This window comes from Chelativorans composti (assembly GCF_039541695.1).
GTDB lineage: Bacteria > Pseudomonadota > Alphaproteobacteria > Rhizobiales > Rhizobiaceae > Chelativorans > Chelativorans composti.
Map to the genome: position 1 here is coordinate 14,594 of NZ_BAABGS010000072.1, position 22,203 is coordinate 36,796.

Below are 22,203 nucleotides of genomic sequence, written 5' to 3' on the forward strand. Positions count from 1 at the left end.
TCTCGCCAGACGAAGCATCATGCACTTCATATGTTTAATATTTTCTCTATGAAAGAGTGATCAATTCTCCTTACATTCGTTATCCCCATTGCATGAGCACTGCCCGGGCGTGGAATTCTCCGGGGATGCGACCGCAAGGGACTGGCCCTTTCGATCATTTCAGTCATACTTCCAGCCCTGACATCTTGCGCACCGATCACGCCAGAGCCGGATCTCCGTCCATGTCCACACGCAAGTTGACCATCCGCAAGCTGCTTGTCGCCAATCGATCCGAGATTGCCATCCGCGTGTTTCGCGCGGCCAACGAGTTGGGGATCCGGACCGTCGCGGTCTGGGCTGAGGAAGACAAATATGCGCTTCACCGCTTCAAGGCCGACGAGAGCTACCTGATCGGCCGCGGCCCGCATCTGGAGCGCGATCTCGGACCGATCGAGAGCTATCTCTCGATCGACGAGATCATTCGCGTGGCGAAACTCTCCGGTGCCGATGCCATCCACCCCGGTTACGGGCTTCTCTCCGAAAGCCCCGAGTTTGCCGAAGCCTGCGCCGCCAACGGCATAATTTTCATTGGCCCCAGCCCTGAAACCATGCGCCGGCTCGGCAACAAGGTCGCCGCCCGCAATCTTGCCGTCGAGGTGGGCGTGCCGGTAGTCCCGGCGACCGACCCGCTGCCGGATGACATGACCGAGGTCGCCCGCCTTGCCGGCGAAATCGGCTACCCGCTGATGCTGAAGGCCTCGTGGGGCGGCGGCGGGCGCGGCATGCGCGTCATCCGCTCGGAAGCCGACCTCGCCCGCGAGGTGATGGAAGCGCGGCGGGAGGCCAAGGCCGCCTTCGGCAAGGATGAGGTCTATCTCGAAAAGCTTGTCGAGCGTGCCCGTCACGTCGAGGTCCAGGTCTTGGGCGACACCCATGGCAATGTCGTACACCTCTTCGAGCGCGACTGCTCCATCCAGCGCCGCAACCAGAAGGTCATCGAGCGCGCCCCGGCCCCCTATCTGAACGACGGGCAGCGGCAGGAGCTCTGCGGCCACGCCCTCAAGATCGCCCGCGCCACCAGCTATTCCGGCGCCGGCACGGTCGAATTCCTGATGGATGCAGACACGGGGCAGTTCTACTTCATCGAGGTCAACCCGCGCATCCAGGTCGAGCACACGGTCACGGAGGAAGTGACCGGCATCGACATCGTCAAGGCGCAGATCCGCATTGCCGAAGGTGCGGCCATCGGTGCGCCGGAATCCGGTGTGCCGCCGCAGGAGGAGATCCGCCTGCAAGGCCATGCCCTCCAGTGCCGTATCACCACGGAAGACCCGGAGCAGAACTTCATTCCCGACTACGGCCGCATTACCGGCTACCGCTCGGCGGCTGGCTTCGGCGTCCGGCTGGACGGCGGCACGGCTTATACGGGCGCCATCATTACGCGCTACTACGATCCGCTGCTGGTCAAGGTCACCACCTCGGGACGCACAACCGACGAGGCCATTGCCCGCATGGACCGGGCGCTGCGCGAGTTCCGCATTCGCGGCGTGGCAACCAACCTCACGTTTCTCGAGGCGATCATCAGTCACCCGAAGTTCCGCAACGCCTCCTACACCACCCGTTTCATTGACGAGACGCCGGAACTTTTCGCCCAGGTGAAGCGCCAGGACCGTGCAACCAAGCTGCTGACCTACCTCGCCGATGTAACGGTCAACGGCCATCCGGAGACGCGTGGCCGCCCGAAGCCCAAGAACGACGCCGCTCGCCCGCGCGTGCCCTATATCGACGCTCCCGTGCGGGAAGGCACAAAGCAGCTTCTGGATCGCCTTGGCCCGCAGAAGTTTGCCGAATGGATGCGAAACGAGAAGCGCTTGCTCGTCACCGACACCACCATGCGCGACGGCCACCAGTCGCTGCTCGCCACGCGCATGCGCACCTATGACATTGCGGCGGTCGCCGGCGTCTATGCAAAGGCCCTGCCGCAGCTTTTCTCGCTCGAATGCTGGGGCGGCGCGACCTTTGACGTCGCCATGCGCTTCCTGACGGAAGACCCGTGGGAGCGCCTGTCACTCATTCGGGAGGCCGCGCCGAACATCCTGCTCCAGATGCTGCTGCGCGGCGCAAATGGCGTCGGCTACACCAACTATCCGGACAACGTCGTCCGCTACTTCATTCGTCAGGCGGCCGCCGGCGGTATCGACCTCTTCCGCGTCTTCGACTGCCTGAACTGGGTCGAGAACATGCGCGTCGCCATGGATGCGGTGATCGAGGAAGGCAAGCTCTGCGAGGCCGCAATCTGCTATACCGGCGACATCCTCGACCCCAACCGCGCCAAGTACGACCTCAAGTACTACGTCGATCTGGCGAAAGAGCTGGACGCCGCCGGCGCCCACATCATCGCCGTCAAGGACATGGCGGGCCTGCTGAAGCCCGCCGCCGCGAAGGTGCTCTTCAAGGCGCTGCGCGAGGCGACGGATCTGCCGATCCACTTCCACACGCATGACACGTCGGGCATTTCGGCGGCCACCGTGCTTGCCGCCGTCGAGGCGGGCGTTGACGCCATCGACGCGGCCATGGATGCGCTTTCGGGGGGCACCTCGCAGCCCTGCCTTGGCTCCATCGTGGAAGCGCTCAAGGGCGACGAGCGCGACACCGGACTCGATACCGAGTGGATCCGCCGCATCTCCTTCTACTGGGAGGCGGTGCGCAACCAGTACGCCGCCTTCGAGAGCGACCTCAAGGGTCCGGCCTCGGAGGTCTACCTGCACGAAATGCCCGGCGGCCAGTTCACCAACCTCAAGGAACAGGCCCGCGCGCTCGGGCTCGAGACCCGCTGGCACGAAGTCGCCCGCGCCTATCACGACGCCAACCTGATGTTTGGCGACATCATCAAGGTCACCCCCTCCTCCAAGGTGGTGGGCGATATGGCCTTGATGATGGTATCGCAGGACCTGACCGTCGAGGACGTGCTCAACCCGGACCGCGATATCGCCTTCCCCGACTCGGTCGTCTCCATGCTGCGCGGCGACCTGGGCCAGCCCCCCGGCGGCTGGCCGGAAGCACTACAGAAAAAGGCGCTGAAGGGCGCTGAACCCATCACCGTGCGCCCCGGCTCGCTCCTGCCGGCGGCTGACCTGGAGGCCGAGCGCAAGGCCGTTGAGGCGAAGCTCGAGCGCAAGCTCAGCGACGCCGAGTTCGCCTCCTATCTGATGTATCCGAAGGTCTTCAGTGACTTCGCCGCGGCCCAGGCGGAATATGGCCCGGTGAGCGTGCTGCCCACCCCCGCCTACTTCTACGGCATGGCGCCGGAGGAGGAGATCTATGTCGATCTCGAGCAGGGAAAGACGCTGGTCATCCGTTGCCTGACGATTGGCGAGACGGACGACCAGGGCATGGTCACGGTCTTCTTCGAGCTGAATGGCCAGCCCCGCCACGTGAAGGTACCGAGCCGTCTCAACGGCGGTGGAGCGGCTCGCGTCCGCCGCAAGGCCGAGCCCGGCAACCCCGCGCACGTTGGCGCCCCGATGCCGGGCGTCGTCTCGACCGTGGCGGTGGCCGCCGGGCAAACCGTGAAGGCTGGTGACGTGCTGCTCTCCATCGAGGCCATGAAGATGGAAACCGTGCTGCACGCCGAGCGCGACGGCGAGATCGCGGAGGTGCTGGTCAAGGCAGGCGAACAGATCGACGCGAAGGACCTTCTCGTGGTCTACGTCTAGCGGTTCCGGGAAAAGTGGGAACCGGTTTTCCGTCCGGAACCGCGGAGAAATCGCCGGTTCCAGAAAAAGTGGGAACCGGTTCTCCGCCATATGCGGTTCCGAGAGAAGTGGGCGCCACACCTTTTCCGGCTGGAACGGCAAGACAGGGAATGTAGCGGCAGGGATCGGCGGGAGAGAATGCGGCCATTACCTCCGCCTGACGTGAGCGGGGTGGGCGGCGCCCCTTCGCCGTTGCCGGATATACTTGCACGGCTACACATTTTGACGATTTCCCCACGCCGCAATGTCCTGCGAATTGCTTGCGTCTACCTCCATTGCTTATGATAACGACCCTACTTGATTGGCAAAATCAAGACGCTACAAGTATCATTGACGACCATATAAGTATTAGTTTTTATCGTTATTCAAACAACCGTCCCGCACAAACACCTTCTCTATTTCGCCTCTCCCATGTATAAACACCGAAATAACGCCGTGTAATCTTTGTGATCTGCGTGCATCGTGGCAACGGATCCCGGGATTGCCGGAGAGATCAATGGCATGAACGTCATCGTCCGTCTCAGATCGGAGTTGAATGTCGCAGGAGCTTGCAAGGAAAACCATCTGGGCTGCCGCCCTTGCCGCGGTCTTGATCGTATTGGCCGTTTTTGTCGGGCTTCCATTCCTTGCCTCGACACAACTGGTCCGGGACCGCATCGCCCAGCAGCTGACGGCCTGGAGCGGCTACCGCGTCACCATCGACGAGGCGCCCGACATCCATGTCTGGCCTACCTTTCGCGCCGTTCTGCGGGATGTGCGTTTCCAGGACTGGAACGGCGAGCGCGAGCCGATCCTTGAAGCGGAAGACATAGAGATCGACCTTTCTGCGCTGGCGGCGCTTCAGGGCAATGTCGTCTTCACCCGCCTGCGCCTGGTCCGCCCGGTCCTGCGCATTCATAATGCCCCCCTACCTCCGTCGTCATCTCCCCAGCGTTGGGGCAGGCTTGCCCGCTCCGTACAGGCGGCCCGTGCCGCACTCGCTGAATCTCCCAAGGATCCGGATCTGAGCGCCCTGCCCTCCGACACGCTCGGGGAGATCGAGCTGGTCGACGGGCGGATCCTGTACCAGACGGGTGATTCCTGGGTGGATTTCGTCACCAGCCTCTCCGGCGAACTCGACTGGCCTGCGCTGAACCGGCCGGCCAATCTGACGGCCCAGGGCATCTGGCAGGGCGAATCCGTTTCGGTCCGCGCGAACTCGGCGCAACCGCTTCTTCTCGTCGCCGGCGGGACAGCCCCGCTTGCGCTTTCGGTGGATGCGGCCCCCGCCAACGCATCGTTCCGCGGCACCGCCAGTCTTGCCGGCGATGGGTTGATCGATGGCGAAATCAGCGTCTCGGCCCCATCCGTCAACCGCATGGTCGAATGGCTTCTCGGGCTACGCTTCTCAGGCGGGAGGATTGGCCCTTTCACGCTGTCCGGCCGCATTGCCGGCAACGGCCGCCGCATCAAGCTTGGGGCTTCCACCCTGGGCGTATATGCGAGTTCCGGCCGGGGAACCCTCGAACTGGGGCTCGAACAAAACCGGCCGACTCTTATCGGGACTCTGGCCTTTGACACGCTGAACCTGCAATCGCTGGTGCAGACGCTCAATCCGTTGAACCGGGTCAGATCCGACAGCACCGGACCATTGCCGTTGCGCAATGTCGATTTCGACCTGCGCTTTTCCGCCGCCTCCGCGACCTACGGGCCCATTTCCCTGTCCAAGGTGGCCCTGTCCGCCAAGGCTTCCGAGCAGCTCTCCACCTTCGACATCACCGATGCCTCCGGCTTCGGCGGAACATTTCAGATCGGCCTTCGCGCGGACACGAGCGGGGAACGGCCGGTCCTCGTCCTCCGTCTGAACGGAAGCGGCGTCGCGCTTGGCGAACTTGCCGAGATCTTCGGGCGTCGGCATCTGGTCCCTCAGGGCAAGGCCGATTTCTCCGTCTACCTCAAGGGAACCGGCACGAGCCTCCGAAATCTCGCCGCAACCGCCCAGGGGGAGGCATCGGCCACCTTCGGCGCTGGCGCTCTTCAGGGGGTCAACCTGAAAGACCTTCTGTCGGACTCCGGGCCGTCCGGCTTCAGTGCCCTCACCGCGGACACCGAAGGCAGCGTCTCGCTCGACGGCGCCAGCCTGAAAGCCACCGTAAAGAACGGCGTGGCCGAGATAACGGCGGCGGAGATAAGCGCTGGCGATTACCGGGTGACCATGCAGGGTCTGGTTCCGCTGGCGGGGCGTGCGCTCGCCCTCTCCGCGACGGCGACAGACGGGCGGGAAAGGGCCAATTTCTTCATCGGCGGCTCCTGGGAAGCGCCGTTCATCACGCGCCCCCTCCACCTGCAATAGAGCAGCTCCAGGAAAACTGGGAACCGGCTTTCCGTCCGGAACGGCGACAAGGCAATTACTTGGAGCAATTAGAGTTACTTGGAGCAATTAGAGTTTCCGTGAATGGCTGCATTGCTCCAGCGCGGCAGCGCCCGGCCCGGAAAAGTCCCCGGGCTCGCGCCATCACGCGACGGTCTGCGCCATTTTCCAGTTGCGGTGCTTGTTGAAGATGGAGGCTGCCAGCACCCCGAGGGTCACGATGCCGATCAGCACTGTGCTGATGGCGTTGATCTCCGGCGTCACGCCGAGCCGCACCTGGCTGTAGATCTTCATCGGCAGCGTCGTGGCGCCCGGGCCGGACGTGAAGCTTGCGATCACCAGGTCGTCGAGCGACAGCGTGAAAGCCAGCATCCAGCCAGCGATCACCGCCGGAGCGATAACCGGCAGCGTCACCTGGAAGAAGGCCCGCACGGGCGTTGCTCCCAGGTCCATTGCCGCCTCCTCAAGCGAGCGGTCGAAAGTGGCGAGCCGCGACTGCACCACCACCGCCACGTAGCACATCGAGAAGGTCGTGTGCGCCAGTGTCACCGTGAGGAACCCGCGGTCGAGCCCGATGGCAACGAACAGCAGCAATAGCGACAGGCCCGTGATCACCTCGGGCATGACCAGCGGCGCCACCGCCATGCCGGAGAACAGCAGCCGCCCGCGGAACTGGCCGTAGCGCGTAAGCGCCACCGCCGCCATCGTGCCGAGAACGGTCGCAATCGTCGCGGAGAACACCGCCACCCGTGCCGTCACCCATGCGGCGTCCATCAGTCCGCTGTTCTTCAGCATCTCCCCGTACCACTTGGTCGAAAAGCCGCCCCAGACTGTCACCAGTTTGGACTCGTTGAACGAGTAGATCACGAGCAGGAGGATGGGCAGGTAGAGGAAGGCGAAGCCCAGCGTCAGCGAGACGAGGTTGAATCGGCTCATGCTTCTCGACATCTCACACCTCGCTTTCGCGTGTGCGCGCCTGCACCCGCTGGAAGTAGACGATCGGCAGGACAAGGATCAGCAACAGCAGAATGGCCACGGCGGAGGCCACGGGCCAGTCGCGGTTGGCGAAAAACTCGGTCCACAGGGTCTTGCCGATCATCAGCGTGTCGGAACCGCCGAGCAGGTCCGGGACCACGAACTCGCCGACCGCCGGGATGAATACCAGCATCGACCCGGCCACCACACCCGGAAGTGAGAGCGGGAAGGTCACGGTCCAGAAGGCCTTGGTCGGTGTGCAGCCGAGGTCCTGCGCCGCCTCGATCAGCGAATGATCCATCTTCTCCAGCGCCGCATAGAGCGGCAGCACCATGAATGGCAGATACGAATAGACGATGCCGATGTAGATCGCCCAGTCCGTGTTGAGGATGATAAGCGGCTGGTTGATCACCCCAAGCCACATCAGGAACTGGTTCAGGAGGCCCTCCGGCTTCAGGATCGCGATCCACGCATAGATGCGGATGAGGAAACTCGTCCAGAACGGCAGGATGACCAGCATCACCAGGTAAGAGCGCATGTTCTCCGGCGCCCGCGCCATGCCGTATGCGATCGGGTAGCCGATAAGCAGCGTCAGCAAGGTCGAGATGGCGGCGAACTTCAGGCTCGACAGGTACGACTTGATGTAGAGGGGGTCGTCGAAGACCCAGAAGTAATTGTCGAAAGAAAACTCCCGGAACGCCTCGACGAGGCCGCTCCATCCCTCCGCCAGGTCGACCGTCGGGAAATAGGGCGGCATCGCATTCGCCGTCTGCGACAACGAAATCTTGAAGACGATCAGGAATGGCGCCAGGAACAGCACCAGCAGCCACAGATACGGGGCTCCGATGACCAGCCAGCGAAGCGAGAAGGAAAACCGCCGGGGCATCTCCCTGTCCTCCTAACGGGTCAGAATGACGCCCGCGTCGGGGGCGAAGGATACCCACGCGCGGTCGTACCAGGTCAGGACGTCCTCAACCGTCCGGCGGCTGTTCATCATGCTGATCTTGATGATGCGCCCGTCATCCAGTTTCAGATTGTAGAGCGTAAGGTCACCGAGATAGGCGATGTCCCACACCTCGCCCTCGATGGCATTGACGGCATCGGCGGGCCGCTGGCGGGTGATCGTCATCTTCTCGGGCCGGACCGCGAGCGATCCGGAACCGTTGACCTGCGGATTGGCCCCCAGGCTGACGAGGAACTCCGAACCGCTCTTGTCCCGGAACCGCGCCGTTCCGCCCTTCTTCTCGACGATTTCCCCGTCGAAGATATTGATGCTGCCGATGAACTCTGCCACGAAGCGCGAATTGGGTGCCTCATAGATCTCCGCCGGCGTCGCCACCTGCAGCACCTTGCCCGCGTCCATCACCGCGATGCGGTCGGCCATGGTCATGGCCTCGTCCTGGTCATGCGTGACGATGACGAAGGTGAGCCCCAGCTCCTGCTGCAGGTCCATCAGCTCGAACTGCGTTTCCTCGCGCAGCTTCTTGTCGAGCGCTCCCAGCGGCTCGTCCAGCAGCAGCACCCGCGGCCGCTTGGCAAGTGCGCGGGCCAGCGCTACGCGCTGCCGCTGGCCGCCCGAAAGCTGGTGCGGCTTGCGTGCGGCATACTTCTCCAGCTTCACGAGCTTCAGCATGCTCGCGACGCGCTCGGCGATCTTGTCCTTAGGCATGCCTTCCTGCTTGAGGCCGAAGGCAATGTTCTTCTCCACCGTCATGTGCGGGAAGAGCGCGTAGGACTGGAACATCATGTTCACCGGCCGCCGGTAGGGCGGCACGCCGGAAAGATCCTGCCCGTCCAGCAGCACGCGCCCCGACGTCGGCTGCTCGAATCCCCCCAGCATCCGCAACAGCGTGGTCTTGCCGCAACCCGAAGGTCCTAGCAGGACGAAGAACTCCCGCTCGTAGATGGAAAGGGAAAGGTTATCGACCGCCGTATGTGAGCCAAAGTGCTTGGTCACGTTTTCAAAACGGATCAGCGGCTTCGCCTCGGGGTTGGTCCAGGGCGCAAAGTCACGCCGGATGCTGCCAAGAGACGCCATGAATTCTGCCTCCCGTCCCAACGATAGGAATCGGCCGGCTGCTGCGATGCAGCCGGCCGGGACACGCTGTGCGTATTACTGTCCGGTTACGATCTTGGTCCAGAGACGGGTCACGAACCGCTGGGTCTTCGGATCAAACGGCAGCACCGTGAACAGCTTGGACATGATCGCCTGGTCCGGATAGACGGCGGGATCGTTGATGATTTCCTCGTCGATGAACTCCTGCGAGGCGAGGTTGCCGTTCGCGTAGACCGTGAAGTTCGAGGCCTTGGCGATCACGTCCGGGCGCATGATGAAGTTGAGGAACTCGTGCGCCTCCTCGACATTCTTGGCGTCTGCCGGGATTGCCATCTGGTCGAACCACATCTGAGCGCCTTCCTGGGGAATGGCGTAGGCGACTTCGACGCCGTTGTTCGCCTCGGCCGCGCGGTCGCGGGCCTGGAAGACGTCGCCCGAGTAGCCGATCGCCAGGCAGATGTCGCCGTTGGCCAGCGCGTTGATGTATTCCGACGAATGGAACTTGCGGATGTACGGGCGAACCGCCAGCAGCACGTCGCCGGCCTTCTGCAGCTCGTCCTGATCGGTCGTGTTCGGATCAAGCCCCAGGTAGTTGAGCGCCGCGCGCAGCACGTCGGTCGGCGTGTCGAGCACGTAGATGCCGCAGTCGGCGAGTTTGGCGGCCTTTTCCGGATCGAAGAGAACATCCCAGGACTCAATCCTGTCGATGCCGAGCGCCTCCTTCACCTTGGCCACGTTGTAGCCAAGCCCGGTCGTGCCCCACATGTAGTTGATCGAGTAGGCGTTGTCCGGATCGTACATCGCCGTGTTCTTCTCGATCACGTCCCACATGTTCTTGAGGTTGGGAAGCTTCGACTTGTCGAGCTTCTGGAAAACGCCCGCCTGGATCTGGCGCGCCAGGAACTCGCCGGTGGGACTGACGACGTCATAGCCAGACCCGCCAGCGAGGAGCTTGGTTTCAAGAACCTCGTTCGAGTCATAGACGTCGTAGACGACCTTGATGCCCGTCTCCTTGGTGAAATCTTCCAGGATGCTTTCGTCGATATAGTCCGACCAGTTGTAGACGTTGACGACGCGTTCCTGAGCCGACGTCCCGTTGACGGAGAGAGCTGTAGAAACGGAAAGAACTGAAAGAAGCACAAGCTTACGCATGACGGACCCACTCCCTCCACAAGGCGCACCCTGCAGCGCCAGAAAACCGCACGAAACTATTGTCGAACACTGTTATTAACAAGCAGGAATCTAGGTAGTTGCAGAAGATTTCCCCCAGGCTTTCGAGAATTTGATCGTCATGCCCGTTGGTGATTGACTCGCCCCTGTCTTGTCTGTATTGGGGCGGCTGTAGGCTTACAACCACTGATTGCGCGTGGGGACGCGATGGCGGGGGGAATGGCGAGGTCCTCGACGAGGAGGACAGAGGCTGCCAGACAGCGCACGACTGGCGCTGCGCTGATTGTTTCATCATCGCCGGCGAACAGGATCATCCTGAGCAACAGCCTGAAGCTGGTGAAGTGCCGCCCTCAGTTCATGGATCCTTCCGGACCGGCTGGCGACCTAGATGGCGCCGACGTGTCCGTCGCGGTTCTGGACGAGACGGGCGGGGAAAGCGCCAGCGACCAGCTTGTCGATGCCCTGATCAGGCTACGCGACAGCCGCGGCGACGGGCTGCCCCGCATCATTATCATCGCCCGGCAGAAGCCCTTTGACGGCACCGTCAAGTTGGCCATGGCTGCGGATGCCATCATTACGCTTCCGCTTACGCCGGAAAAGATCCAGTGTACGGTAACTGACCTGCTGCAAGACTTTTCGACGCACTGAAGTCGGCAAGACGGGTGACGGGCGGGTTCCGTGACCTAAATTGAACGAATTGCTCGGCGAGAACGTGCCTTCATTGCAACTTGATCCGCTCATATATTAATTAGCATTGAACCATTTGGGTGATTGATGTTGAAAAAGAAAAAGAACTCCAACGGGAAGAGCCAACAGAAGGGCCCTGCCCCCTATCTGCTCAGTCCTCGCGGCGTGAAGGATTGGAAACAGGCCACGGAGTGGCTGGCCTGGCGCGGGATCGAGGACATCGAGTGCATCACGCCCGACCAGGCAGGCATTGCGCGTGGCAAGATGATGCCCGCGAAGAAGTTCATCTCCAACACATCGCTCGCCCTGCCGTCGGCGGTGTTTCTCACCACCATCTCCGGTGAGTATCCGGAGGATGGCCACGGCTTCGTGTATCCCGAGGATGACGGCGACCTGAAACTGGTGCCGGACCTCAACACGCTGGCGGTCGTGCCGTGGGAGAGCGACCCCACGGCGCAGGTGATTTGTGACCTGGCCCGCCAGGATGGCCGTGCCGTCGAATACAGCCCCCGCAACGTGCTCCGCCGGGTGATGAGGAAATATGCCGAGCTCGGCATGAAGCCGATCGTGGCGCCGGAGATCGAATTCTATCTGGTGCACAAGAACCCGGACCCGGACTATCCGCTGACGCCTCCGGTCGGCCGTTCGGGCCGTCCGATCGGCGGCGGCCAGGGCTACTCGATCGCCGGTGTCAACGAGTTCGACGAGCTGATCGACGACATCTACCATTTCTCCGAGGCCCAGGGCCTGGAGATCGACACGCTGATCCACGAGGAAGGCGCCGGGCAGCTCGAAATCAATCTGCGTCACGGCGACCCGATCGAGCTTGCCGACCAGGTCTTCATGTTCAAGCGCACGATCCGCGAGGCGGCGCTGAAACATGACATCTACGCCACCTTCATGGCCAAGCCGATTCAGGACCAGCCCGGCTCGGCCATGCACATTCATCAGTCCATCGTGGACGCGAAGACAGGCCAGAACGTCTTCTCCAACCCGGACGGCAGCGAGAGCGAGACCTTCCGTCACTTCATCGGCGGTCTGCAGAAGCACATCCCGAATGCCCTGGTCATGCTGGCTCCTTACGTGAATTCGTACCGCCGCCTGACGCAGAGCGCGGCTGCGCCGGTCAACACCCGCTGGGGCTATGACAACCGCACCGCGGCCTTCCGCGTGCCGATCTCGGATCCGTCCGCGCGCCGCGTCGAGAACCGCATCCCCTCGTCTGACGCCAACCCCTATCTCGCGCTGGCCGCGTCGCTGGCCTGCGGCCTGCTCGGCATCCTGAACCGGATCGAGCCGGATGCCCCGGCTACGAAAACGGTCAACGAAGATTTGATCGAGCTGCCGCGCGGCCTGCTTGAAGCCGTCGCGCTTTTCGAGCAGGACAAGCAGCTGCATGAAATTCTGGGCGAAAGCTTTGTCACGACCTTTGCGGCAATCAAGCGCATGGAGTTCGAGACGTTCATGCGTGTAATCAGCCCATGGGAGCGAGAGTATCTCCTCCTGAACGTTTAAACGTATAGGAATCAGCCTGTTATGGGCTACCAGTCTCCGATTTCGCCCGGCATTTCGTGGTACGAGGCGACCCTTGAGGAAAGACCCGAATTTCCCGCACTCGATGGCAGCCGTAGCGCCGATGTGGTGATCATCGGCGGCGGCTTCACCGGCCTGTCGGCGGCGGTCGCGCTCGCCCAGGCTGGCTCCGACGTCGTCCTGATCGAGGCCCACCGCCTCGGCGATGGCGCGTCGGGTCGCAACGGCGGCCAGCTCGGAACCGGCCAGCGCTCCTGGGTGGAAGACCTGGAGGCGGAAATCGGCTTCACGCGCGCCAAGGCGCTCTTCGATCTCGCGGAGGAGGCCAAGGCCCATCTCCTGTCCTTCGCGGCCGGGCACAAGATCGACATCGAGTACATGCCCGGCCAGCTCTCCGTGACCCACAAGCAGCGTCTCCTGCCTGCCTACCGCAGGCACGCGGACTACATGCGCGAGCGGGTCGGCTACCAGCACATCGCCTTCATGGACCGCGAGGAGACGGTCTCCCGCCTCGGGTCCACCCACTACTTCGGAGGCATCCGCGACACGGGCACCGGCCACATCAATCCGCTGAAGCTGGTGGTGGGCACTGCCCGCGTGGCGGCTGCCGCCGGCGCGAAGATCTTCGAGCATACACCGGCCACGGGCATTCGTTCCGAGGGTGGGAAGGTCACGGTGACAACGCAGCGCGGAACCATCACTGCCGACCACTGCCTGCTTGCCGCCAATGCCCATATCGGCGGCCTCGAGAAGCAGACGGCGCGCCATGTGATGCCGATCGGCTCCTTCATCGGCGCGACACCGCCTCTCCCGCCGGACACGAGCGTTCTACCGGGCGGCGAGAGCGTCGACGATTCCCGCTTCGTGGTCCGCTATTTCCGCAAGTCCCGCGACAACCGCCTTCTGTTCGGCGGCCGCGAGGTCTATTCCAAGGCCAATCCCGGCGACATTAGCCACCAGATTCGACGCCAGATCGCGGAAATCTACCCGACGCTGCGCAACACCGAGATCACCCACGCCTGGGGCGGCTACGTCGGCATCACCATGCCGCGCCTGCCCTTCGTGCGCGAGGTCATGCCGCATGTAATTTCCATCGGCGGCTACTCCGGCCACGGCGTCATGCTGTCGAACTTCATGGGCAGGCTCTATGCGGAAACCATCGCCGGCAATCGCGAGCGGCTGAAGCTCTTCGAAGACCTGAAGATCCCGCCCTTCCCCGGCGGGCATCGCTTCCAGTCGGTGCTCCAGCTCGTTGCCCTCAACTGGTTCGCCCTGCGCGACCGGATCTGAACGCGGAAGCTTCCTTCGGAAGAAGCGAGCGACGGAAGATCAGGACTTGGGGCTCGTCCCCAAGTCCTTGGCAAGAGCCAGAGCGGGAACTGACAGAATCTCCAACTTCCTTCCGAGCCCCCAGCAGTTCATTACCCCCTTCTCCCGACCCGGTCCTCCTTCCCCCTGCCATGTTTGAATGCTTCAATAACATCTGGCGTTTTTAAATCGATTAGCATACAAACCGGCCGTAACCTCAAGGGCAGTGCGCGCATGACGAGCCAGATAATTCCGGTTGAACCCTTTGATCTTGTTGTCTTCGGAGCGACCGGAGACCTTTCCCAGCGCAAGCTGCTGCCGGCGCTCTACCAGCGCCAGCGCGCAGGTCAGTTCAGCGAGCCGACCCGCATCATTGGCGCGGCGCGCACGGAGATGAATGACGACCAGTTCCGGGAGCTGGCGAAGAAGGCCATCGTCGAACACGTGCCCCCGTCGGAAATCGACGCTGCGGAGCTGGACCGGTTCCTGAAGCGGCTCACCTACGTCCCGGTGGATGCCCGCACGGGGGGCGGTTTCCCCGCCCTCAAGGAACAGCTTGGCAATGACGAGACCATCCGCGCCTTCTATCTCGCCGTGGCGCCCGCCATCTTCGGCGACTTCGTCCGGCAGATCGAAGAGCATAGGCTCAACACGCCCACGGCCCGTATCATCGTGGAGAAGCCCATCGGCCGCAGCCTCGTGACCGCCCGCCACGTGAACGAGATCGTCGGCAGCGTTTTCGACGAGCGCCACATCTTCCGCATCGATCATTACCTGGGCAAGGAGACGGTGCAGAACCTGATGGCGCTGCGCTTTGCCAACGCCATGTACGAGCCGCTCTGGAACAATGCCCACATCGACCACGTGCAGATCACCGTAGCCGAATCGGTCGGCATCGAGGGGCGCGCCGACTACTACGACAAGGCCGGCGCCCTGCGCGACATGGTGCAGAACCACATGCTGCAGCTCCTTTGCCTCGTCGCCATGGAGCCGCCCTCATCCCTCGACGCGGATGCTGTCCGCGATGAGAAGCTGAAGGTTCTGCGTGCGCTGAAGCCGATCAACGGCTCCAACGCCGAACGTTGCACCGTGCGCGGCCAGTACCGCGCCGGCGCGTCCGCCGAGGGGCCGGTCAAGTCCTACATCGACGATCTCGGCGGCGTTCCCAGCAACACCGAGACCTTCGTCGCCCTCAAGGCCGAGATCGGCAACTGGCGCTGGGCGGGTGTGCCCTTCTACCTGCGCACAGGCAAGCGCCTCGCCGCGCGGGTTTCCGAAATCGTCATCGAGTTCAAGCCCATCCCGCATTCCATCTTCGGCGAGGGTGCGGGGCCCGTATTCGCCAACCAGCTGGTAATCCGTCTCCAGCCGGACGAGGGCGTGAAGCAATGGATTATGATCAAGGACCCTGGCCCCGGTGGCATGCGCCTGCGCCACGTGCCGCTCGACATGAGCTTCGCCGAATCCTTCAAGGACCGGAACCCGGACGCCTATGAGCGTCTCATCATGGACGTGATCCGCGGCAACCAGACCCTGTTCATGCGCCGCGACGAGGTGGAGGCGGCCTGGCACTGGATCGACCCGATCATCGCCGCCTGGGAGGACAACAAGCAGCCGGTCCAGCTCTACACGGCAGGCACCTGGGGCCCCTCGGCCTCCATCGCCCTGATCGAGCGGGAAGGCCGCACCTGGCACGAGAGCATCTGACGATGAACATCGAATGGCACACGTTCGAGACACCGTCCGCGCTGGCCGACGCGCTCGCCGCCGCCGTGGCGGGCGAGCTTTCCGCTGCCGTTGACGCGCGGGCTGGGGCCCTTCTCGCCGTCTCCGGCGGCACCACGCCGCGCCTCTTCATGGAGCGCCTGTCCGAAGCCCCGCTGGACTGGGAGAAGGTTACCGTCACGCTCGCCGACGAGCGCTTCGTGCCGCCCTCCTCCGACCGGTCCAACGCGAAGCTGGCGCGGGAACATCTGCTCAAAAACCGGGCGGCCGCAGCCATCTTTGTCCCTCTCTACTCCGATGCGGGGGATGTCGGCGAAGCTGCCCGGTTGGCTGCCAGCCGCATTTCCGCCCTGCCCCTGCCGCTCGATGTCGTTGTCCTCGGTATGGGCACCGACGGGCACACGGCATCCTTCTTCCCCGATGCGGCCAACATTGGCGATATACTCGCGGCGGAGGACGGCCCTGCCGTCCTTCCCGTCATCTCGGGGACGGCGCAGGAGCCGCGGCTGACTCTTTCCATGCCCGTCATCAGCGGTGCGCGCTCAGTGTTCCTGCATATCGAGGGCGACGACAAGAAAGCCGTCCTCGAGCGGGCGCTGGCCGAAGAACCGCCGCTCCCCATCCGGGCCGTCATCGAAAGGACAGCGGTGCCCGTCCGCGTTTACTGGGCCCCGAAAGGTTGAGAACCATGACCGTCAGAGCTGAGCTTCAGGCAATCACCGACCGAATCCGCGAGCGTTCCCGCCCCACCCGCGAAGCCTATCTTGCCCGCGTCGAGGAGGCGATTTCGAAGGGACCGCACCGCGCCGTACTCTCCTGCGGCAATCTCGCCCACGGCTTTGCCGCCTGTGCGCCGGGCGACAAGGCGGCACTGGCGGGCTCGACGGCGCCGAACCTCGCCATCATCACCGCCTACAACGACATGCTCTCGGCCCATCAACCCTATGAGCACTATCCCGAACTGATCCGCGAGGCCGCCCGCGAGGTGGGCGCGGTGGCGCAGGTCGCCGCCGGCGTTCCCGCCATGTGCGATGGTGTCACCCAGGGCCAGCCCGGCATGGAGCTGTCGCTGTTCTCGCGCGACGTGATCGCGCTCTCCGCCGCCGTTGGCCTCTCGCACAACATGTTCGACGCCGCGGTCTTCCTGGGCATCTGCGACAAGATCGTGCCGGGTCTGATGATCGCCGCCCTTACCTTCGGCCATCTGCCCGCCGTCTTCATCCCCGCGGGCCCCATGACCTCCGGCCTGCCAAACGACGAGAAGGCGAAGGTCCGCCAGCTCTACGCCGAGGGCAAGGTGGGCCGCGATGCGCTGCTCGAAGCCGAGTCGAAGTCCTACCACGGCCCCGGCACCTGCACTTTCTACGGCACAGCCAATTCCAACCAGATGATGATGGAAATGATGGGTCTCCATATCCCCGGCTCGTCCTTCATCAACCCGAACACCCCGCTGCGTACCGCGCTGACGAGGGAAGCGGCAAAGCGGGCGATCGCCATCACCACCCAGGGCAACGAGTTCACGCCCATCGGCCGCATGATCGACGAGCGCTCCATCGTCAACGCCGTGGTCGGTCTCAACGCCACCGGCGGCTCCACCAACCACACGATTCATCTGATTGCCATTGCCGCTGCCGCCGGCATCAGCCTGACCTGGCAGGACATCGAGGAGATTTCCGACCTCGTGCCGCTGCTCGCCCGCGTCTACCCGAACGGCCTTGCCGATGTGAACCACTTCCACGCCGCAGGCGGTCTCGGTTTCCTGATCCGCGAGCTGCTGGACGCCGGTCTGCTGCATGAAGATGTCTCAACGGTCTGGGGTCCCGGCCTGCGCAACTACGCCGTCGAGGCCAGGCTCAGCGAGGATGGCAATGTTATCCGCATCCCCGCCCCCGAGCAGAGCGGCAACGAGAAGGTTCTCGTTCCCGTCTCGAGGGCATTCCAGCCAACGGGCGGCCTGCGCCTTCTCACCGGAAACCTTGGCAACGCGATCATCAAGGTCTCTGCGGTCAAGCCGCAGCACCGCATCATCGAGGCTCCCGCCATGGTTTTCCATACGCAGGAGGAACTCCAGCAGGCCTTCAAGGAGGGCCGCATGAACCGCGACGTGGTGGCGGTGGTCCGCTACCAGGGCCCCAAGGCGAACGGCATGCCGGAACTGCACAAGCTCACCCCGGCCCTCGGCGTCCTGCAGGACCGCGGCTACCGCGTGGCCCTGGTGACGGATGGCCGCATGTCCGGCGCTTCCGGCAAGGTGCCGGCCGCCATCCATGTGACCCCCGAGGCGCTCGACGGTGGCCCGATCGCGAAGATCCGCGACGGCGACATTGTCCGCGTCGATGCCGGGACCGGCCGCCTCGAGGTGCTCGTGGATGAGCAGGAGTTCGCCCGCCGCGAGGTGGAGCCCGTCGATCTCTCCTTCCGCCAGCACGGCATGGGACGCGAACTCTTCGCCGCCTTCCGCCGGATCGCGGGCCGCGCCGACGAGGGTGCGTCGATATTCGAGCGGGTCTAGCGAAACATGGCTTGCGCTGACCCCCGCCGGTGAATATTCAACCACCACCTTCACTCACCCATACTCGAGGGAGATGACCGTGGCGGAAATCATCGACGGCAAGGCCGTGGCGGCTGAAATCGTGGCGAAAGTGACGGCGCATGCGGCGTCCATCGCGGGTACCGTGGTGCCGGGTCTGGCAACCATTCTCGTCGGTGAGGATCCCGCAAGCCAGGTCTATGTCGCATCCAAGTCCCGGATGGCGAAGGAATGCGGCTTCCACTCCGTGCAACACACCCTGCCGAGGGAGATCACCCAGGCTGAGCTGCTGGCGCTGGTTGATCGGCTCAACAACGATCCCGCCATCCACGGCATCCTTGTTCAGTTGCCGCTCCCGGATCACATCGACTCTGGCGCGGTCATCCAGGCCATCTCGCCGGACAAGGACGTCGACGGCTTCCACTTCATCAACGTCGGCAAGCTCGGCACTGGCGAGATCGACTCGGCGTTCGTGCCCTGTACCCCTGCGGGCTGCATGCTGCTGATCGACCGCGTGCGCGGTCGGGATCTCTCCGGCCTCTCTGCCGTCGTGGTGGGCCGATCCAACATCGTCGGCAAACCGATGGCGAACCTGCTGCTGGCCGCCAACGCCACCGTCACCATCGCCCACAGCCGCACGGCCAACCTGCCGGAGGTGGTCCGCCAGGCGGATATCGTGGTTGCCGCGGTGGGCCGTCCGCAGATGATCAAGGGCGACTGGATCAAGCCCGGCGCGACCGTGATCGATGTCGGCATCAACCGCATTCCCGCCCCCGAGAAGGGTGAGGGAAAGACCCGCCTCGTCGGCGACGTTGACTTCAACTCGGCCAGCAAGGTTGCCGGCGCCATCACGCCCGTTCCGGGCGGCGTTGGCCCCATGACCATCGCCATGCTGATGGCGAACACGCTGACTGCGGCCTGCCGCGCCGCCGGCCTCGAACAGCCGAAGTTCTGACCGGCCCGGCTACGGACTTTCGCTCGACCGCGATTGGGCATAATCAATAGTCGACACGTGCGGCGCGCTGCGCACCGGATCAGACAGAACGCGGAAAGGATCACCAATGGCCGGAACAGTCATCCTCGTCGGCTGCGGCAACATGGGTTTCGCCATGCTGAAGGGCTGGCTCGCCTCCGGCGCGGTGCAGCCCGCCGACGTGCTGGTTATCGAGCCCAAAGAGGCGCTGCGCGCCCGAGCCGCCGAGGCAGGCGTCCGTATCGCTGCCACTCCCGATGCCATAGCAGGCGAGACCGCCGATCTCGTGGTGATCGCGGTCAAGCCGCAGGTTATCCGCGACGTGCTTCCGGCATATCGCCCGCTCGCCCCGAAGGCGGCCTTCCTGAGCGTTGCCGCCGGCATCGCCATCCGCACCATCACCGACATCCTGGGCGAAAGCACGCCGGTCATCCGCTGCATGCCGAACACCCCGGCCGCCATCGGCAAGGGCATGATGGCTGTCTATCCCAACGCCCTTGTCTCTCCGGAGATGATGGCCTTCGTGAACACGCTGCTTTCCGCGAGCGGCGAGGTCGCGGTGCTGGAGGACGAGAGCCAGATGGACGCCGTGACTGCAGTCTCGGGCTCCGGTCCCGCTTACGTCTTCCATTTCATCGAATGCCTGACCGCGGCCGCCATCAAGGCGGGGCTCTCGGAACCGACCGCGAAGCTGCTCGCCATGCAGACGGTCTACGGTGCGGCCAATCTGGCGAAGGAAAGCGGCGAGGAGCCTGGTCGCCTGCGCGAGCAGGTGACGAGCCCCAACGGCACCACCGCCGCCGCTCTTGCCGTCCTGATGGGCGACAACCGGCTAGCAAACCTGATCGACGAGGCCGTCGACGCCGCCCGCCGCCGTTCGATCGAACTGGGCAAGTAGCCAGTTTCGGAAATACCGCCTCCTTATCTCCCCTTCTGGTGAGCCTGTCGAACCACGAGAGAGAGAGGAGATTTTTCAGTTTGTTGCTTCAAACGCTCCCGCAGGCTGACGCAGCGAGCATCCGGGCCAAATACCTATACAGCGCCCCCGAACACCATTTCATCCTGCAGCCGCCGCAGCTCCATGAGCTTGGTGCCCGGTACCGGCGCCACATTGGCGTAGGTGAGCAGCTCGCCCTTCTTCACCGGCTTGAGAACCGTTCCGCCCTCGAGCAGGCCGCACGGCACGGCGTCCGACGCACGCGCATCCTCGACGCTCATGGTCCACGAGCGGTAGGTATATTCGCCGATCGCGTCCAGTTTCTCGCCCGCCTGCAGGTCGCGCTTGGCGACCGCGCAGACTTCCGCCACGGGGCGCGGCAGCGGCACCATGTCAGCCTTGCGGTAGAGCACGGCGCGGGCGCAGGAGAGCGGCACCTCTAGGCTGGTGAGATGGAACGGCCGGTAGAAGGTGAAATAGGGGCCCTCGCCGAGCTTCAGGTCGCTCATGCGCTCGGTGAGCCGCGGATGCGACATGTCGGCGATGACGAACACGCCCGGCGCAACGCCCCTGCCGATCGAATAATCCACCACACCGCGGCGCGAGAGGATGCCGCCGTCCTCCTTCGGGCAGAGTACGCGCGGCAGTTCCTCGAGTGTCGCCGCGGGCCCGTGCATGCCCGGCTTGTCAGGCACCAGGCCGGTGGCATTCGCCAGCGCCGCCATCTCCACCATGGTCTTGGACCCGTCCACGAACTCCACCAGCATGCGCGGGTTCATGTTCCGGCGGATCGCTTCCTCGCGGTAGTCGTCAGGCGTCGCGTCGTGGTTGAGCGGATTGTTCTTGCCCTTGCCGGCCGCGACGATGTCGTACCCGAGCGCGCTCACGAACTCGACCAGCTCCATGCAGGAGGACGGCTCGTCGCCCGCGCCGACCGTGTAGACCACGCCCTGCTTGTCAGCCAGGCTCTTCAGATAGGCCCCGATGGTAACGTCCGCCTCGACATTCATCATAACCAGATGCTTGCCGGCATTGATGGTAGCCAGCCCGTATTCCGCGCCGGCCATCGGCTTGCCCGTCGCGTCCACGACCACATCCACATGCTCGCTGGCGATGAGCTGGTAGGCGTCACCCACAATGGCCGTGCGTCCGGAACGGATGAGGTCCTCCATCTCTCCGATGGTCGTCGCCCGGCCCGCGCTGTCCGGGTCGCGGCCTGCGATCCTGATCGCGGCTTCCGCATTCACGAAACGCCGGTCGGCCACGACCGCGACCTCGATGCCCTTCATCCGCGCGATCTGCGTGACGAGGTCGGTACCCATCTCGCCGCACCCAATGATACCGACCCGCACGGGCCGTCCTTCCTCTGCGCGCTTGAGAAGGTCACGGGCTAAACCAGTAGGTGCGACGTTGGTCATTGTTCTTGTCCGGCTTGAAACTCGCGGGAGATAGAGCCCCGAGTGCCCCGCTTGTCAACAAGAAGACTGCCGCAGCATCCGATTCTTTCACCGTCGGAGTGGGCACTGCCGGGATGGGCGGAGACGCTTGCGGCCCTGAAAACGAAAAGGGCACCCGATGGGCGCCCTTCCCGTCATGATCCTGTGACGACGGCTCAGCGGCCGGCAATGATGCTGGCAATCACGCCGGTTGCGATGCCGATCAGCACGTAATCGTTGTCAACCTTGATCCACCGCTGGCCGGGAGCCGGCGGACGCAGGCCGTGACGCTTGTAGTCACGCACCTCGGCATAACGCCGCCAGTCCTGGAAACGGTCGCCCCGCGAAAACTTGCGCCTCGCCGGCATGGGCTTGTGCGCATGCGGCTGCGGAGCGGGTTTAAACTGCGGGCCCGGCTTGTGAGGCTGGGGCGCAAGCTTCGGCGGCTGAGGCGCACGCGGCGGCTGCGGAGCATGCGGGCGCTGCACCTCGTGCCGGGACGGATAACCCTGGGCATTGGCCCCGGCGGCCGGCAACGCGGCAATCGTGAAGGCAAGGGCGGCGGCGAAAATCTTTGAAACTGTATTCATGTCGTGACTCGCTGATTACTATGGGCCCTTGCATAGACCCCGAAGCATGAATCCGGCATGAACAATTTCGTTAGGAATCTGTAAGGAAGCGACCTGCCGCAGCGGCAGGCCCTCGCCGCAGCACCCGTCAGAATACGAACATGTAAAGCAGAATGATCACGAAGATCGGCACGCCCAGCGCCCAGAGAACGACACCCTT

The 22,203-nt window shown here is 63.8% G+C and carries 16 protein-coding genes; 10 read left to right on the forward strand and 6 right to left on the reverse strand.

The features are described from left to right. Window positions 1–236 precede the first annotated feature (236 nt). The gene (gene pyc, locus ABD906_RS13210; RefSeq protein ID WP_345099957.1) at window positions 237–3,695 is read left to right on the forward strand and encodes a pyruvate carboxylase; all 3,459 of its coding nucleotides are present in this window, start codon (window positions 237–239) and stop codon (window positions 3,693–3,695) included. Window positions 3,696–4,269: 574 nt separating this feature from the next. Next, window positions 4,270–6,066 carry an AsmA family protein gene (locus ABD906_RS13215; RefSeq protein WP_345099886.1) on the forward strand — a complete coding sequence of 599 codons (1,797 nt, stop codon included), beginning with the start codon at window positions 4,270–4,272 and terminating at the stop codon, window positions 6,064–6,066. Between the two features lie 162 nt (window positions 6,067–6,228). Here ABD906_RS13215 and ABD906_RS13220 read toward each other — a convergent pair whose 3' ends face one another. From ABD906_RS13220 to ABD906_RS13235, 4 genes are all read right to left on the reverse strand, one after another. Next, a complete protein-coding gene (locus ABD906_RS13220; protein WP_345099887.1) occupies window positions 6,229–7,032 on the reverse strand; it encodes an ABC transporter permease in 804 nt (267 codons plus the stop codon). A gap of 1 nt (window position 7,033) precedes the next feature. Beyond that, entirely contained in the window at window positions 7,034–7,945 is a 912-nt protein-coding gene (locus ABD906_RS13225; RefSeq protein ID WP_345099888.1) for an ABC transporter permease subunit, read from the reverse strand. Window positions 7,946–7,957: 12 nt separating this feature from the next. Further along, the gene (locus ABD906_RS13230) at window positions 7,958–9,097 is read right to left on the reverse strand and encodes an ABC transporter ATP-binding protein (protein WP_345099889.1); all 1,140 of its coding nucleotides are present in this window, start codon (window positions 9,095–9,097) and stop codon (window positions 7,958–7,960) included. 75 nt (window positions 9,098–9,172) lie between these two features. Continuing rightward, window positions 9,173–10,267 (reverse strand): polyamine ABC transporter substrate-binding protein, encoded by a 1,095-nt coding sequence (locus ABD906_RS13235; protein ID WP_378188719.1) that lies wholly within the window; start codon window positions 10,265–10,267, stop codon window positions 9,173–9,175. Window positions 10,268–10,504: 237 nt separating this feature from the next. Here ABD906_RS13235 and ABD906_RS13240 point away from each other — a divergent pair, with 237 nt between their 5' ends. The 8 genes from ABD906_RS13240 to proC all read left to right on the forward strand — a co-directional run bounded on the left by ABD906_RS13240 (window position 10,505) and on the right by proC (window position 19,939). After that, window positions 10,505–10,933, forward strand: coding sequence for a hypothetical protein (locus ABD906_RS13240; protein WP_345099890.1), 429 nt, complete (start codon window positions 10,505–10,507; stop codon window positions 10,931–10,933). 126 nt (window positions 10,934–11,059) lie between these two features. Continuing rightward, complete coding sequence (locus ABD906_RS13245; RefSeq protein ID WP_345099891.1) at window positions 11,060–12,487, forward strand: glutamine synthetase family protein; 1,428 nt, start codon at window positions 11,060–11,062, stop codon at window positions 12,485–12,487. A 21-nt stretch (window positions 12,488–12,508) separates the two neighbouring features. Then, window positions 12,509–13,795: an NAD(P)/FAD-dependent oxidoreductase gene (locus tag ABD906_RS13250; protein WP_345099892.1), complete on the forward strand. Its 1,287-nt coding sequence runs from the start codon at window positions 12,509–12,511 to the stop codon at window positions 13,793–13,795. Between the two features lie 252 nt (window positions 13,796–14,047). Next, on the forward strand, window positions 14,048–15,520 hold the full coding sequence (zwf, locus tag ABD906_RS13255) for a glucose-6-phosphate dehydrogenase (RefSeq protein ID WP_345099893.1): 1,473 nt from the start codon (window positions 14,048–14,050) through the stop codon (window positions 15,518–15,520). A gap of 2 nt (window positions 15,521–15,522) precedes the next feature. Beyond that, window positions 15,523–16,221 carry a 6-phosphogluconolactonase gene (pgl, locus tag ABD906_RS13260; protein ID WP_345099894.1) on the forward strand — a complete coding sequence of 233 codons (699 nt, stop codon included), beginning with the start codon at window positions 15,523–15,525 and terminating at the stop codon, window positions 16,219–16,221. A 5-nt stretch (window positions 16,222–16,226) separates the two neighbouring features. Beyond that, the gene (gene edd, locus ABD906_RS13265; RefSeq protein ID WP_345099895.1) at window positions 16,227–18,050 is read left to right on the forward strand and encodes a phosphogluconate dehydratase; all 1,824 of its coding nucleotides are present in this window, start codon (window positions 16,227–16,229) and stop codon (window positions 18,048–18,050) included. A 79-nt stretch (window positions 18,051–18,129) separates the two neighbouring features. Beyond that, the gene (folD, locus tag ABD906_RS13270; RefSeq protein WP_345099896.1) at window positions 18,130–19,023 is read left to right on the forward strand and encodes a bifunctional methylenetetrahydrofolate dehydrogenase/methenyltetrahydrofolate cyclohydrolase FolD; all 894 of its coding nucleotides are present in this window, start codon (window positions 18,130–18,132) and stop codon (window positions 19,021–19,023) included. Window positions 19,024–19,129: 106 nt separating this feature from the next. Continuing rightward, entirely contained in the window at window positions 19,130–19,939 is an 810-nt protein-coding gene (gene proC / locus ABD906_RS13275; protein ID WP_345099897.1) for a pyrroline-5-carboxylate reductase, read from the forward strand. A gap of 134 nt (window positions 19,940–20,073) precedes the next feature. Here proC and ABD906_RS13280 read toward each other — a convergent pair whose 3' ends face one another. Beyond that, on the reverse strand, window positions 20,074–21,396 hold the full coding sequence (locus tag ABD906_RS13280; RefSeq protein WP_345099898.1) for an NAD(P)H-dependent oxidoreductase: 1,323 nt from the start codon (window positions 21,394–21,396) through the stop codon (window positions 20,074–20,076). A 194-nt stretch (window positions 21,397–21,590) separates the two neighbouring features. Then, window positions 21,591–22,004: an RcnB family protein gene (locus ABD906_RS13285; protein WP_345099899.1), complete on the reverse strand. Its 414-nt coding sequence runs from the start codon at window positions 22,002–22,004 to the stop codon at window positions 21,591–21,593. Between the last annotated feature and the right edge of the window lie 199 nt (window positions 22,005–22,203).

What these genes read in the sequence shown, in the direction of transcription:
- zwf (WP_345099893.1), top strand. Translation starts at nt 14,048, where the DNA reads ATGACGAGCCAGATAATTCCGGTTGAACCCTTTGATCTTGTTGTCTTC.
- ABD906_RS13230 (WP_345099889.1), bottom strand. Translation starts at nt 9,097, where the DNA reads ATGGCGTCTCTTGGCAGCATCCGGCGTGACTTTGCGCCCTGGACCAAC.
- ABD906_RS13245 (WP_345099891.1), top strand. Translation starts at nt 11,060, where the DNA reads ATGTTGAAAAAGAAAAAGAACTCCAACGGGAAGAGCCAACAGAAGGGC.
- ABD906_RS13250 (WP_345099892.1), top strand. Translation starts at nt 12,509, where the DNA reads ATGGGCTACCAGTCTCCGATTTCGCCCGGCATTTCGTGGTACGAGGCG.
- ABD906_RS13280 (WP_345099898.1), bottom strand. Translation starts at nt 21,396, where the DNA reads ATGACCAACGTCGCACCTACTGGTTTAGCCCGTGACCTTCTCAAGCGC.
- pgl (WP_345099894.1), top strand. Translation starts at nt 15,523, where the DNA reads ATGAACATCGAATGGCACACGTTCGAGACACCGTCCGCGCTGGCCGAC.
- proC (WP_345099897.1), top strand. Translation starts at nt 19,130, where the DNA reads ATGGCCGGAACAGTCATCCTCGTCGGCTGCGGCAACATGGGTTTCGCC.
- ABD906_RS13240 (WP_345099890.1), top strand. Translation starts at nt 10,505, where the DNA reads ATGGCGAGGTCCTCGACGAGGAGGACAGAGGCTGCCAGACAGCGCACG.
- ABD906_RS13285 (WP_345099899.1), bottom strand. Translation starts at nt 22,004, where the DNA reads ATGAATACAGTTTCAAAGATTTTCGCCGCCGCCCTTGCCTTCACGATT.
- ABD906_RS13220 (WP_345099887.1), bottom strand. Translation starts at nt 7,032, where the DNA reads ATGTCGAGAAGCATGAGCCGATTCAACCTCGTCTCGCTGACGCTGGGC.
- ABD906_RS13235 (WP_378188719.1), bottom strand. Translation starts at nt 10,267, where the DNA reads ATGCGTAAGCTTGTGCTTCTTTCAGTTCTTTCCGTTTCTACAGCTCTC.
- ABD906_RS13215 (WP_345099886.1), top strand. Translation starts at nt 4,270, where the DNA reads ATGTCGCAGGAGCTTGCAAGGAAAACCATCTGGGCTGCCGCCCTTGCC.
- ABD906_RS13225 (WP_345099888.1), bottom strand. Translation starts at nt 7,945, where the DNA reads ATGCCCCGGCGGTTTTCCTTCTCGCTTCGCTGGCTGGTCATCGGAGCC.
- edd (WP_345099895.1), top strand. Translation starts at nt 16,227, where the DNA reads ATGACCGTCAGAGCTGAGCTTCAGGCAATCACCGACCGAATCCGCGAG.